The sequence below is a fragment of the Paenibacillus daejeonensis DSM 15491 genome, from assembly GCF_000378385.1.
GTDB classification, from domain to species: Bacteria; Bacillota; Bacilli; order Paenibacillales; family Paenibacillaceae; genus Paenibacillus_D; species Paenibacillus_D daejeonensis.
This window is the reverse complement of record NZ_KB899660.1, coordinates 338,959-353,508: the sequence shown is the minus strand read 5'-3', so window position 1 is coordinate 353,508 and position 14,550 is coordinate 338,959. Positions and strand designations below refer to the sequence as shown.

The 14,550-nt window shown below is 53.3% G+C and carries 10 protein-coding genes; all 10 read left to right on the top strand.

Features of this window, described 5'->3' with window-relative positions:
• The first annotated feature begins 22 nt into the window (after nucleotides 1-22).
• The 10 genes from F556_RS0108525 (at nucleotide 23) to F556_RS0108480 (ending at nucleotide 14,520) form a co-directional block, all read left to right on the top strand.
• On the top strand, nucleotides 23-967 hold the full coding sequence (locus tag F556_RS0108525) for an N-acetylglucosamine kinase (protein WP_020616512.1): 945 nt from the start codon (nucleotides 23-25) through the stop codon (nucleotides 965-967).
• A complete protein-coding gene (locus F556_RS0108520) occupies nucleotides 964-2,160 on the top strand; it encodes an anhydro-N-acetylmuramic acid kinase (protein ID WP_020616511.1) in 1,197 nt (398 codons plus the stop codon). The genes F556_RS0108525 and F556_RS0108520 overlap by 4 nt, the downstream gene beginning before the upstream one ends.
• Nucleotides 2,161-2,196: 36 nt before the next feature.
• Complete coding sequence (locus F556_RS33585; protein WP_020616510.1) at nucleotides 2,197-5,853, top strand: family 10 glycosylhydrolase; 3,657 nt, start codon at nucleotides 2,197-2,199, stop codon at nucleotides 5,851-5,853.
• Nucleotides 5,854-6,199: 346 nt separating this feature from the next.
• The gene (locus F556_RS0108510) at nucleotides 6,200-6,688 is read left to right on the top strand and encodes a ribonuclease domain-containing protein (RefSeq protein ID WP_020616509.1); all 489 of its coding nucleotides are present in this window, start codon (nucleotides 6,200-6,202) and stop codon (nucleotides 6,686-6,688) included.
• A gap of 14 nt (nucleotides 6,689-6,702) precedes the next feature.
• Nucleotides 6,703-7,002: a barstar family protein gene (locus tag F556_RS0108505; protein WP_020616508.1), complete on the top strand. Its 300-nt coding sequence runs from the start codon at nucleotides 6,703-6,705 to the stop codon at nucleotides 7,000-7,002.
• Nucleotides 7,003-7,176: 174 nt separating this feature from the next.
• Nucleotides 7,177-7,881, top strand: coding sequence for a DUF7002 family protein (locus tag F556_RS0108500; protein WP_020616507.1), 705 nt, complete (start codon nucleotides 7,177-7,179; stop codon nucleotides 7,879-7,881).
• Between the two features lie 306 nt (nucleotides 7,882-8,187).
• Nucleotides 8,188-10,455, top strand: a complete 2,268-nt coding sequence (locus F556_RS0108495; RefSeq protein WP_026297179.1) for a helix-turn-helix domain-containing protein — start codon at nucleotides 8,188-8,190, stop codon at nucleotides 10,453-10,455.
• A 319-nt stretch (nucleotides 10,456-10,774) separates the two neighbouring features.
• The gene (locus tag F556_RS0108490; RefSeq protein WP_026297178.1) at nucleotides 10,775-12,373 is read left to right on the top strand and encodes an extracellular solute-binding protein; all 1,599 of its coding nucleotides are present in this window, start codon (nucleotides 10,775-10,777) and stop codon (nucleotides 12,371-12,373) included.
• A 24-nt stretch (nucleotides 12,374-12,397) separates the two neighbouring features.
• A complete protein-coding gene (locus F556_RS0108485; protein WP_020616504.1) occupies nucleotides 12,398-13,303 on the top strand; it encodes an ABC transporter permease in 906 nt (301 codons plus the stop codon).
• Nucleotides 13,304-13,626: 323 nt separating this feature from the next.
• Nucleotides 13,627-14,520 (top strand): carbohydrate ABC transporter permease, encoded by an 894-nt coding sequence (locus F556_RS0108480; protein WP_020616503.1) that lies wholly within the window; start codon nucleotides 13,627-13,629, stop codon nucleotides 14,518-14,520.
• Nucleotides 14,521-14,550 lie beyond the last annotated feature (30 nt).

Genomic DNA, 14,550 nt, shown 5'->3' with positions numbered 1-14,550 from the left:
TCAATAGGAAGGGGGGATGCGGATGAACTATGTAGCAGGAATAGACGGCGGAGGTACTCGTACCCAAGTGGTGGTGTCAACTGAAAAGGGTGAAGTGATCCAGACGTTGTCTGTCGGACCGCTTAATTATAACGGCCAGGAAGAAGCCACAGTGACGGCTACTCTAATCGGGTTGGCAGAGCGGATAGGTCAGGCAATCACTTCGAATGGCGGAGAGGCCTTGGCCTCATGCAGAGTCATCTGTATTGGAGCTGCCGGTATCAGTCATCCCCGGGTAGCGGGCTGGTTGGAGGACACGCTTCGCGCCGCCGGCTACGAAGGCGAGCTGATGCTCGTCGGCGACCATGAGACAGCCTTATATGGCGCCCATGGCGGGGAGGCCGGGGTGATTCTCATCGCTGGCACCGGCTCCATCTGCTACGGTCGTAACGGCACAGGGGCTACGCACCGGGCAGGTGGTTACGGTCATCTGATCGATGACAGTGGGAGTGGCTACAGCATCGGCCGGGATCTGCTGGCGGCAGTCGTGCAAGCGGCAGATGGCCGATGTTCCCCCACTCTGATTACAGAACTCGTATATGATCAACTCGCTATCACAACGGTAGAGGCGCTGGTAGGTTATGTTTATGATTCGGGTCGCACCAAAAAAGACATCGCCGCCCTGGCTCCACTGCTAACGATCGCCTGTGAAGCAGGGGATACCCAGGCACTGGAGATTGCACAAGCAAGCGCTGCAGGTCTCGTACCTCTTGTAAGAGCTGTTGCGGACCGCCTGGATTTACAGACGGGGCCCTTGGCTATGCTCGGCAGTGTGCTGACGGTTAACCGGTTTGTGCGGGAAGCCTTCACGAATCAGCTAGCATCAGTTTTGCCCGGACTAGCAGTCGTCCCGCAGCAGCAGGATGCGGCACACGGTGCAGCAATAATGGCCTTGGAGCGGCTCCGCCGGGGAGGTAATCTGGGATGAGAATCTATGACGCGTACTCTCCTGCGGGCAGCAGCCGGATTGGTGTCGGCTTAATGTCAGGGACCTCGCTCGATGGCGTCGACGCTGCGGTGGTGAATTTAACAGGCAGTGGAAAAGGAATGACTGTGGAGCTGCTTCATTTTGTATCAACGCCATACGAGGATGACCTGAGGGAGCAGCTCAAGCGTCTGTGCAGTCCCGGTTCATCGGATGTGGCGGCGCTCACAGGCATGAATGTCTACCTCGGACGGTTGTTCGCCGACTGCGCGCTCGCAGCTGTCCGTGAGGCGGGGCTGACGGTGGCAGAGGTCGACTTCATCAGCTCGCACGGTCAGACAATCTGGCATATGCCGGACTCGGCCGCCTCAGACCCGTTCCTGCCCAGCAGCACGCTGCAAATTGGTGATTTGTCGGTGCTTGCCAAGCGCACAGGATGTGTGGTGGTCGGTGATTATCGTCCCGCTGATCTGGCAGTTGGCGGCCAAGGCGCGCCGCTTGTTCCGTACGGTGATCTCATGCTGTTCGGGCATCCCTCGCGAGGTCGCCTGCTTCAGAACATTGGCGGCATTGGCAATTGCACAGTCTTGCCCGCAGGGGCGGAAGCCAAGGATGTCATCGCTTTTGACACGGGACCGGGCAACATGATTATGGATCAAGTCGTCTTGAGTCTCACCGACGGCCGCATGACCTATGACAAAGGGGGAGAATGGGCAGCCCAAGGGACGCCAGACAGAACGCTGTTAGAGGAATGGTTGGCGCATCCTTATTTTGCGGCACCACCGCCCAAGTCAACCGGGCGTGAATTGTTCGGCGCGGTCTATGCGGCTGAAGTGCTGCGCCAAGCGGCTGATGAGGGGTTGTCCAGTGCAGATACGGTTGCCACGGTGACGGCGCTTACCTCTATGTCGATATCAATGGCCTTTAATCACTTTATTATCCCCCGAACCAGCGTGGAAGAAGTGATTGTCAGTGGTGGCGGCGCCCATAATCGTACCCTTATGCGTCAACTTACAGAGCAGCTTCCCGGCCAAAAGGTGCTAACCTCTACTGAGCTGGGCCTGCCGGAGGATGCCAAGGAAGCGGTGATCTTCGCTGTGCTGGGCCATGATTTTCTGCAGGGCATGCCGAACAACCTTCCTGCTGCAACAGGAGCCTCACGACCAACAATCATGGGCAAGCTAGCGCTGCCCTGATCGTATATACCCATATCCGAGGAGGAGATCCAACCGATGAATCTGCCTTATCGCAAGCTGCATGGTCTGACTGTCCTTGTCCTTATCTTCTCATTTCTGTTCTCCACCATCGCTGGTGCAGCCGGCGTATCGCAAGACGGTGGCACTAACGAAGCTAACGAAACCGCAGAAGAGTTAACTACAATCCCAGTTGAACACCACGAGAGAGAGCTTGCGACAGAGGATTCATCCGAGGCGGCACTGCTGAATCAGCCTGATGCCCCTGCCTTTATAGTTGAAGATTTCGAGGCTGGCGGCGTGAGTGCGAGCGGTGTCCGGGCGCGCGTCACACTGGAGATGGCCAGCCGTCCGGAGCCTGTCATGTATGGTGAACATTCGGCGAAGCTGAGGTACGAATTCGTCGGTGTTGAGAGCGGGACAGCGGCAGCTTATGTCAATCTGTGGCAGCCAGATAACGCGTCGTACCGACAGCTGCCAGGCAATCCGACCAAGATTGGCCTGTGGGTGCACGGCGACGGCAACAACAAGCATTGGTTGCGCGCTGAATTTACGGGAATGAAGGGGACGACACCCATTAACTCGGCTATTACCGATCTCACAACCGGATCGGGATTCAACTGGACCGGGTGGCGTTATATTGTCGCTGATCTGCCTGCTGCACTACGGGATTCGGATGTCACCGACATCAAGCTGCGGCGTGTCTATATGACCCAAACCAACAACGATAACAAAACCGATGGCGTCGTCTATCTGGATCGCATCAGTGTATTCTATGGCGATACCAACGGAGTGTATGGGTTAGACCTGAACGGACTTGCACCGATGAAAACAGGCGAGTCACTGAATGCATCGTTATTTGAGACTCGGCAAAATGCTGTGGCCCCTCAACGGATCGATAGTGGCATCGTCTATGCCAGTCAGGATCCTGCCGTGGCAACCATTAATGGCGAAGGACTTGTGCAAGCTCTGACACCGGGGACGACACGAATCACCGCACAGGCCGGGGGCTTCGAAGCCAGCTACCTGCTGACAGTCAGCGACAGCGATCCTGTCGTTCAGGAGCTGCAGTTCACCGGGCCAGCGGAGCTAAGAGTTGCAGATCAGGTAGAGACCTCGCTGATGGCCATTATGGCGGACAGTGGCGAGCGAGTGAGCATCCTGCAAGGGGCGACCTACTCGAGCAGTGATGAGAGTGTGGCAGTCATTAATGAGCAAGGTGTCATAGAAGCACGCGGTGAGGGTACGGTTACGCTGACGGCCCAGTATCGTGGGCAGTCAGCTACGCTGAACATTGGGGTCGGCGTGCAGATTCCTGTGCTGGATCGGATTGAACTGAGCGGTCTGGGACCGATGGAAATCGGCGGCACTACCGAGGCAATTGTCACCGGTATCTACAATACGGGTGATGTGGAGCTGGAGGAGGGGGTCACATTCACGTCCAGCCAGCCTGCCGTAGTTTCGGTGAGCTCCGAAGGCGTCCTTGAGGCATTGACGATGGGCATCTCGCGCATTACGGCAACTTTTGAAGGCAAGAGTGCCAGCTTCACCGTCGTCGTCAACAAACCGGATATCGAGCAGCCGAAGCGAGAGCTGCGCGCGGCTTGGATTGCGAGCGTGGAGCAGATCGACTGGCCCAAAACTTATGATCCAGAGCAGCAGCGGCAGGACTTCATAGAGTTGTTGGATTTCCACCAGTCTATGGGCATGAATGCTGTTATTGTCCAAATTAAGCCAACGGCTGATGCATTCTATCGCTCCGAGCTGGCACCATGGTCGCATTGGCTGACGGGCGAGCAGGGCAAGGACCCGGGTTATGACCCGTTGGCTTTCATGATTGAAGAAGCGCACAAGCGCAACCTGGAGTTCCACGCCTGGCTCAATCCTTACCGGATCAGCATGCATGCCGATGTCAATCGCCTGACCGAGGATCATCCGGCGCGAATGAATCCGGATTGGGTCATGAATTATAACGGCAGACTGTACTTTGATCCGGGGCATCCGGAAGTGATCGATTACATCACGGAGAGCGTGGACGAGGTCGTAGCAAACTATGACATCGACGCCATCCACTTCGACGACTACTTCTATCCGAACCGTTATTATGGGGAAGGGTATCCCGATCAAAGAACATTTGATACGTTCGGCGGTGACTACGAGGATATCAATGCTTGGCGCAGAGATAATGTGGACACGTTGATCGAGGGGCTGAATGAATCCATTAAGGCAGAGAAGCCTTACGTCAAATTCGGGATCAGTCCGTTCGGTGTCTGGCGCAATAAATCAGTGGATCCGAACGGCTCCGACACGACCGCAGGTCAGCCAAGCTATGATAACCTGCATGCGGATATCCGCAAATGGGTCATCGAAGGCTGGATCGATTATGTAGCCCCACAGATCTATTGGAACTTTGGCTTCTCGCCGGCGGCCTACGAGGTGCTGGTAGAATGGTGGGATGATCTGATTGAGGAGCACAATGCCAACACCCACCTGTATATCGGGCACGCGGCATATAAGGTTGATGATAACGAGAATTTCACCGATCCTTATGAGATCATCAATCAGATGCGGTACAATCTGAACTTCGAGCATGTGAACGGAAGTATTCAGTTTACGACCCGCGATCTGCTCGCCAAAACACATCTGCAGCAAATTCTGCGGGAGTACCAGCAGCAGCCTGCACTGGTGCCGACCATGCCGTGGTTGGGCGGAGAAGCGCCTGCTCGCCCCGGCCAGCTGAGCGGCAGCTACAGCAACCAAGCAATGCAGCTGAGCTGGGCGGATCAGGACGAGAACACGGCTTACTATGTGATCTACCGCAACGAGGGTGTGACGACACCATCAGTGGATGATCCGTCCACTATTCACGCCGTGGTTCGGAAGAATGCAGACCGTATGAGCTACACGGATAGCGAAGTGACAGCGGGAAGCCAGTATACGTATGTGGTGACGGCGGTAGATCGTCTGCATCACGAGAGCGCTGCTGGTGAGGCATTGACAGTAACAGCGGTTGTGCAGAATCCGGGCACGAACCCGCCACCGGTGTATCCACCGCCAGTTGGCCCAGGTCCGGACGAGGAGCCGCCAACAGAGGAAGAGCCGCCAACCGAAGAGGAGCCAATTCAGCCTCCGGTAACGACTCCGGTATGTCCAGCAATACCACTGAGTGATCTCACCGGTCACTGGGCAGCTGCGCAGATCGTCCGTGCGACGGAGCAGTGTCTGGCGGAAGGCTACCCGGATCAGACATTCCGGCCAAATGCAGCCGTGACGCGTGCCGAGTTTACACAGTTGCTTGTACGAGCGCTTGGTCTGCAAGGCTCGGGAGGCTCGGATGCTGAACTGGACTTCGCTGACCAGGCATCGATCCGGCCTTGGGCGCGTGACGCTGTCGCCTTAGCAGTGGAGGCGGGTATTGTAAACGGCTTCGAGGATGGCACCTTCCGTCCGGGTGCCAGCATCACCCGTGCGGAGATGACCACGATGGTCATCCGGGCAATCGGGCTGACGCCAGGAACCGGGACGACGGCCTTCGCCGATGAACCGTTAATTCCGGCCTGGGCCAAAGGCTTCGTGGCCGTAGCGGCAGCCGAAGGCCTCATCCAGGGCCGGAGCGCGAACCGCTTTGAGCCGCAAGGCATCACCACTCGCGCCGAAGCCATTGTGGTGCTCCAGCGGATGATGGATCGCAGCTAGTTATCGATTGAAGGTTAAGTGAACAGCCATCTCTAGTCCTTGCGAGGACGGGGGATGGCTGTTTTGCTTCTGGCTATGCACTCTGCTCTGGTCAACTTAATAGCGAGTATAGTAGGATAAAGCGTACAGCATGCCAAACCCAATACTAACAGCCTTCTGCCAGCAGCTAAGTGTAAAAGTACAACTACTTTAAATGTAATTGGAAAATTAAAGGAGAATCACGCTTGAATAATTGTATAATTGCACTTACGATTCACTATCTTTCAGAAACTAGAAGCACTAGTTGTAAATTATCCGCTCCAATACGAGCACGCAAGGCACACACCATTTCTGAAAGGAGCACATCATGAAACGTTTTTACTCGACTCTTCTGGCTGGTATGCGCCACTCCTTGAAACCGCTGATGTTACTTGGACTGGTGTTCGTGCTGCTCGCGGGTTGTGGGCTCGTGCTCGATACGCCAGCGGATCAATCTACCTCGCCTCCATCCTCATCTTCGTCATCTGCTACAGGCGCGCATTATGAGGAGGTGGCAGACTATCTCCGAGCGCATGGCGAATTGCCTGACTATTATCTAACCAAGCAGCAAGCCAGGGAGCAAGGTTGGGATCCCCAAAAGGGCAATCTGCATGAGATTGCACCAGGGATGAGCATTGGCGGTGATCGTTTCCACAACCGCGAAGGGCTACTGCCGGATCGTAAGGGAAGGCAGTGGTACGAAGCGGACCTCGGTTATGAGGGCGGGCATCGCGGGGCCGAACGGATTGTCTATTCCAATGACGGGCTGATCTACTACACCGCGGACCATTACAAAACCTTCGAGCAAATCGAGTGAGAGGAGATACGGGAATGAAGGAAGTCATTCTGGACGGAGCCGACATGACAACGTTAGCGGACCTGCACACGCAATTGGCGGAACGGCTGGAGCTGCCGGATCATTATGGTGCGAATCTTGATGCACTCTGGGATGCACTGACAGGCGGGATTGCGTTGCCGCTGATCATTCGGTGGGTGAACTTCGGAGCTAGCCGGAATAGGTTAGGCAACGATGCTGAACGCGTGTTGGACCTGCTGCGGGAGGCGGAGCAAGAGCTAGCGGGATTATTGGTAATCATCGTTGAAAATGCGGTAAAGGGGGATGGATGCTGACTTATAATCTTCCAGCCAAGGAATGATCTCACGTGTTGTGGTCCTGCTGCATCATGCTAACGGCTCCTGAGTGTCAAGCCCGCCTGCGGGCGCTGCGCTCGGGGATTATTCGCCCCTAATAAAGGCAAGTCTAGGTAAGGTGTAATATCATATGCCTTATCAAGGAGAATGACGATGAATCATCTGACAGAGGTTGTTGCATCCATCACGCGAAGCAGAGGGCGGACGAATCTGTATCATGTGACGCGGGCTGCCAATTTGGCGCATATTGCAGATACGGACAGCTTGCTTTCGAGTGATCTCCTGGCCCCACAGCTGTCAGGCATACGGCGGCACAAGCCTACGATTGTTGACTATGAAGGCCGCCAGGTGACGCTTAACGCACATCTCCGGATTCCAGAGGCGATGATGGCTCCTGGTGTATCGGATACAGCTTTTCATGCCTATCTGGACAAGCATGTGTTCTGCTGGCTGACCAAGCGGGACTGCTGGCACATGGTTGAGAGCTATACTCGTAGAGAGCCAACGTTGACACTTGCAGTGATGGAGCTGGATGCGGCTGCTCTGCTCATGGATTATGAAGGACGGGTCAAATTGTCAAAATACGATTCGGGCAGCGCGCCCCGTTATCCTGGGCGGTGCTCCTATCGGAAAAGCCCGGAGATGTTCGTCTCCCTGAGCTCCTTCGGTCAAATAGAGGGGCAAGGGAAACCCATGAAACCATCAGAGATCCGTGAGGTGCTGATCGAAGACAAGATAGAGCGGGTATCATCGTACATTAACGCATTTTACTGTGATGATATGGGGGCTATCCCGGGTGGCTGGGATGCGATCTACAGACCCATGTCTGCACTCAAGCCAGGAGCTATGGACAATTAATATCATAATGACAATTATTCCCCTATAAACCCGCAACAGGCTTGCTAACTCTGGCAGGTATGTTGCGGGTTTTCTGATTGAACCTCCCTCGTGGTGCGGGTAAAATAGATGGCAGATAGCTTGCCCGTAAGCGAGCCGCAGAGGAGGAAGATCATGATTAGTGAAGAGCTGGTAGCATGTTTGGCAAGCTGATTGAGGATTCGTTTTTTGAGTGGTAAAAGCCTTTAGTTTAGAATGAATGGCAGCGGTTTTGTATTCGTTTACATGCTTGTGGCTGTCTCCAGCCGGAAAGGAAGGGATAGCCTGTTGAGAAGAACCAAGGGCAACTTGTTACTCCAGTTTCTTTTGTCATACGCGTTGGTATTTATCCTGCCGGTTGCCAGCATCCTGCTCTATTACTACCCAAACTCGACGCAAGCGGCTAAGGAAAAAGAGATGGCTTGGAATACGCATGTGACGGAGCAATTCACCCATGCCATGGACATCTTCACGCGTTATGTCTATGATCTGCCGCACGAGCTGATGCGCAACCGGGATCTGAAGATGTATCTGGCACCGCATGATGATTATCACCGATATATTATCGCCAATGAGATGCGCAAATACAACGCAACGGACGGCTTCGTCTATAATACGCTGCTGTATCTCAAAGAAGTGGATTACATATTCTCCAAGACCGGTAACATGTACACGGTTGAGGACTTCAACCGGCGGGGGATCGGGTATTACTATGAAGCCTGGCCCCATGGAGACATGTTCGCCGAGCTCAATAAGCTCTCGGTGCCAGAGGTTCGAGGGGTAGAGGATGTTATTATTCCCGGCAATAACCGGGCCCGGCTGATGACCTTCCTGTTGCCAATGCCGCGAGGCGGTGAGCAGTCGCCTGGTGTTTTGCTCATTCAGGTGCTGGAGAGCACGATTATCCGGATGGTCAACTCGGTTTCGGATTCGTATAACGGTGCATTCTTTATTTTCGATGAGCAAGGGAGGCCTCTGGTATCAACCCATCAACCGGAATACAGTGAGACCTTGGAATTCGAGCAATTGGTGAACGGGCTGAAGGAGGAGCAGGGCGGTACGGCGATCCACCGGTTGGATGGCAAATCCTATATCGTGTCGCATAGCGCCTCGAATCTGAACGGCTGGCAATATATCAGTCTGCTGCCGCTTACCGAGTCACTGCAGAGCATTCGGACCATTCAGTGGAATTCGGTTATGATTTTCGTCCTGATCCTACTGGTCGAGGTTCTCGTTATCTATATCTCGCTCCAAAAAAATGTCCAGCCGATCAAGCGGCTTGTGAAAATGGCGACGGATGTCTTCCAGCATCGCAGTCTGCCGGCCATGCATGAGGTGGAAATGATCCGGTACACATTGGATCAGTTGTCCAGTGACAACACCCGGTTGGACGAAGAGGTGAAGCGAAGTCTGCCGATCGTTCGGGAATCCGTATTGTTTGATTTGGTCAGCGGGCATTTCACCACCTGGGAGGAATTCCAGACCCAAGGCTGCCTTCACGGAATGTCACCGCTGAGCAAGACCTGTGTGACCGCAGCTATTCTGAGCTTTGCAGGTGATCCGCCGGATCAGGAGGAGCTCGATGCTGCCATTCGGCAGGAGCAGCAGACCGTGGAATCCCAAGATACGCATCTATTCGCGAGTATTTATCCGCAGGAGTACGTCTATCTGTGTAACCATGAAGAAGGTGATCCGGTGCTCGACAGGATTGGGGAGTTACAGCAACGTCTGAATGGGGAGCTGGGTGTGGCGCCGCTGATTGGCGTCGGTCAACCGGAATCAGCAGCTTCGCCAAGCGGGGCTCATCATTCGTACCTGCAAGCGCTGCGCGCTGCGGAGCATCTGCGATTGCGCAAGACACCCGCGGTTCTGGCCTTTGCCGACATCCGGGAGCCGCAGAGCGGTTCGGTTTCGTATTCGGCGGAGCTGCTGCAATCGTTGGAGATGGCGATTATGAAGAATGAGCCGTTGATGGTGCGCTCGGTATTAGAGCGCTTGATCGATTACATGAGCGGTGAAGGCATGCCGCCTTACCGGGTGAGGAGTGTCTATGCCAATACGGTCAGCATTCTGCTCTCTGGCCTGCAGCGCTTCCGGCAGGATGATGCCAATCTGCTGCGCCTAACCGATGCGGTTCTGCAGCATACGTATACCATCAGCCAGATGGCCGATATCCTTCGGGATACGGCAGGCAAGCTATGCGACATTATTCAAGAAACACTGCCAACGCCCCGCAGTGCAGCACCGGAAGACATTTTGGACTTGCTGGAGAGCCGTGCATTTGATCCAGATTTCTCCTTGCAGTTCATGGCCGATCATTTTGGGATGTCTCTGTCAGGCTTCAGCTATCATTTCAAAAAAGCTGTGGGGCACAATTTCAAGGAGTCGGTTGACCGCATGCGGGTCAGCCGCTCACAGCAGCTGCTGCGAGAAACGGACGATACGCTTGTTGCAGTAGCGGAGCAAGTGGGGTATACCAACACCTCCAGCTTCATCCGTACCTTCAAAAAAATCGTCGGCATAACGCCGGGACAGTATCGTGATTCCCACAAATGAGTAGCGTGCAAGGAAGGCTGTCCGCCGCATTCGGTGGTTGACAGCCTTCTTGCTTTTTGGAACCTGGAATAGGCAAAATTTCAAAGGTGTCATTTTTTCAAAAGCCTTGGTATGACTGTTCTGAAAGCGTTTTACGACCTTTTTAATTAAACCGCTTTCAAAAAATGAAAGCGTTCAAAAACTGCCCGTTTACCTCAGCTGAAACGGCGGGGTACAGTAAGGTGGCCGCAAGAGCAGGACGCCTCACTGCAGCCAGATCGATAGTGCCTCACAGCTGCTCGCTTGGCACAAATCCAAATAGGTAGGGGGAAAATGAATGATGCGCAAAACATTAGGTATGACGCTCACGCTCGTCTTGGTCTCCACAACTGTCCTCGCTGCTTGCTCCAACTCGGACAATGCAGGGGAAGCAGGGGACGGCACCACACCGGTACGATTAAAAGGGATCGTCGTCAAGCATGCACTCACTAAGCCGGTTGCCGAGATGGAATGGCTGCAAGAGGTGGAAGCAGCTGCAGGCGTGAAGATCGACTGGCAGGAAATTTCTGCAGACTGGGATCAGATGAAGGGAACGATGCTCGCCAGTGGCGATGTCCCGGATTTGTTTGTTGGTGCCAATGTCATTACGGATTCGGACTTTGCCCAATTCCAGGGACTGTTCCAGGATTTGAATGAGTTCATGGAGCTGGCGCCTAATGTGCAGCGGATGTTCGAAGAAAAACCCGAAACTCTAAGTATAGCGACGCAGCGAGACGGTCAAATTTATGGTCTGCCTAAATACCAGCGATATTGGCCCGATTCGTCCACACGCCAATACATTAATCAGCAGTGGCTCGATAATCTAGGTCTGGATATGCCAACCACCTGGGATGAGCTCTATGATGTGCTCCTGGCATTCAAGAATGAGGATGCCAATGGGGACGGCAATCCGAACGATGAGATTCCAATGGACTGGCCGGGAGGGATCGGAGGGTATTTCAACCCAGCAGTGCTGCTCGGAAGCATGGGCATTACCATCTCCGCTGAAGTAAGCGGTCAAGGGTATTTTGTGGAGGACGGGGAAGTGAAGAACTTCCTGGTTGACGAGCGGTTCAAGGAAGTCATCGGTTTCCTCAACAAGCTGTATGCGGCAGGACTGATTAACCCAGAAGTGTTTACGAGTGATTATACGAAGTATCAGGCACTTGCCCGAGGTACGGGCGATACAGCAAAAGTCGGATTCACTTGGGGCTGGGTAGCCTCTGACCGCTTCGGGGAACAAGTAGCGTCCCAATACACCTCGATGCCTCCGTTGCAGGCAACACCAGGAGCAGAGGTATCCTGGAGTTATGATGCGTTTAACTTGAATTATGGCTCCAATCAAATTGTGATGTCGGCAACATCCAAAAATAAGGAAGCCGCCATGCGTTTTATTAACGAGCTGTATGATCCGGAGGTCGGCATCCAGGTACTCTTCGGCTCAATCGGACCCAATATTGAGGATCACGGCGACGGTACGTATAGCGTGTTGCCGCCGCAGGATACTCAGATGGATCCGGGCACCTGGAAGTGGACCTCCTCCTGGGCAGACAATGGTGCCTTCTATATTCCGGACGATATGGAGTTGACCTTGGGCAAGGACATGCAGGAGGTGCTGACGCAGTCTGAACCACTGGCCGATGCGCTCGCCGATGTCGATCCAATGCGAGATATTTACCCGGGCCTGTTCATCAAATATTCAACCCAGGACAATAACACGCTCAGCCTGAACAATACCAATGTGATGAACCTTGCGGATACTTCGTTTGCCAAGTGGGTGATCAACGGTGGGATTGATGGGGAGTGGGATCGGTATGTGAATGAGATGACTAAGGCAGGATTGGAGCGGAACCTGGAGATTATGCAGCAATATTATGACGAGCATTTGCAAGAGCAATAGTCATAACTACGAGGAGGGACGGCGATGCGAACCATTTTGAACAGCCTGAGACAGGATTATCAGCTATGGGTGATGATTCTGCCCGCGCTGGCAGTCATTATCATCTTCAACTACATTCCGATGTATGGCGCTCAGCTCGCCTTCCGTGATTTTGATTTCAGCAAAGGACTGACCGGCGGGGAGTGGCGGGGCTGGTTTTACTTCCAGCAGTTCATGGACAGTTATCTGTTCACAGACCTGATCCGTAATACGTTTCTAATCAGTTTGTCGACGCTGGTGGTCGGATTTCCGGCCCCCATTATCCTCGCGCTGGTCCTGAACCAGATTCAGAACCGCCGCTGGAAAAAGCTGATGCAGACAACGGTGTATGCGCCTCATTTCATCTCCGTTATTGTGCTCGTGGGCATGCTGCATGTGCTGTTGTCTCCAAGTACCGGAATCGTTGGCCATCTGATGCAATCCATCGGTCTGGGTCATATTCACTGGCTTGGTTCGACGACCACATTCATTCCGACCTATGTGCTCTCAGATATATGGCAGCATGCGGGCTGGAGCAGCATCATCTATCTGGCCGCACTCTCCGGTGTGGATCCGCAGCTGTATGATTCGGCCAAAATCGACGGTGCTAATCGTTGGCAGATGGTCCGTTTCATTGATGTGCCGACACTGGTGCCCACGATTATTATCCTGTTCATCCTGAGCATGGGGAATATTCTGAGCACCGGGTTCGAGAAAATCTTCCTGATGCAAAATTCGCTCAATCTGCCGGTCTCGGAGGTAATCTCCACGTATGTCTACAAGATTGGTATTGTCTCCAACCAGTTCAGTCTGGCCGCGGCGATTGGATTGTTTAACACGGTGATTAATTTTGCGTTTCTGATTACTATGAATCAGATTTCGAAGCGGGCATCGAATACGAGTTTGTTCTAGAGGAGTGCGTTGAAATCGTTTGATGGCCGCTATGAGGGAGAGGGGGCTTGGTGCGAAAGCCAGGCCCTCAAGAGGTAAGGAAACTACACAACCTTATTTTGCATAAAAGCAGAACAAAAAAACTCTAACGAAACTAAATCACCCTATTTGATCTAAAACCATCAAAAAAAACGCTTTGGAGGAATATAAGATTACCCAGTTTCGTTAACTGACTAAATGTATCGTTTTGTGGCATATAGCGATATCCAGTTTCGTTAGCGCGGTATCTCATGAGTGGGCAAGGCGTAAAAGAGTCGCATTACTTTACACTAGGAGGTGAGGCTATGGTCCGCTTGCGGCTGAGTGGCGGCGAGCTTGCGTTTCGCATCGCTTTGTTCATTTGCTGTTCGGTGATTTTTCTGATCATTGCCTATCCGCTGTATTTTATTATTATTGCTTCAATTAGTGATTCGACGCTTGTTTCTACAGGACAGGTGCTGTTGTTTCCGAAAGGGATCAGCTTCTTCGGCTACAGTCAGATCTTCCAGGATGAACGGATCTGGATGGGGTACCGGAACACGTTGTTCTACACCTCTGCTGGTACCCTCGTCAACCTGCTGGTTACACTGCCCGCAGCGTATGTACTGTCTCGTCAGCAGTTCAAACCAAGACGCGTGTTGATGTTTATCTTCGTCTTCACGATGTTCTTCAACGGCGGCTTGATACCCACCTATCTGATTATTCGCGACATGGGGATGATCAATACGCCTTGGGTGTTTATCATTCCGTTCAGTGTCAACGTGTTCTACCTAATTATTGCGCGTACGTTCTTTGAGAATACGCTGCCCAAGGAGCTCTACGAAGCGGCGGCGATCGATGGCTGCTCGCATTTCACCTACTTTACCAAGGTGGCGCTGCCGTTGTCCAAAGCAATGATTTCGGTGATCGGTCTCTATTACCTGGTCGGTCATTGGAACAATTTTTTCACAGCACTCATCTATATCCGCGATAACAATTTGCAGCCGCTGCAGATCATCTTGCGAGACATCTTGCTCTCGAATCAGGTGTTCTCGGATGGTGCGGGTGCGGGAGGCGCTTCGGGCGGTTATGCCCAGCGGTATGCTGACCAGATCAAGTATGGCGTAATTATCGTCTCAACGCTGCCGGTGTTGATTCTCTACCCGTTCCTGCAGAAGTATTTTGAGAAAGGGGTCATGATTGGCTCGGTTAAAGGGTAATGCACAGCAAGGCCATGTGCGGCTGCAACG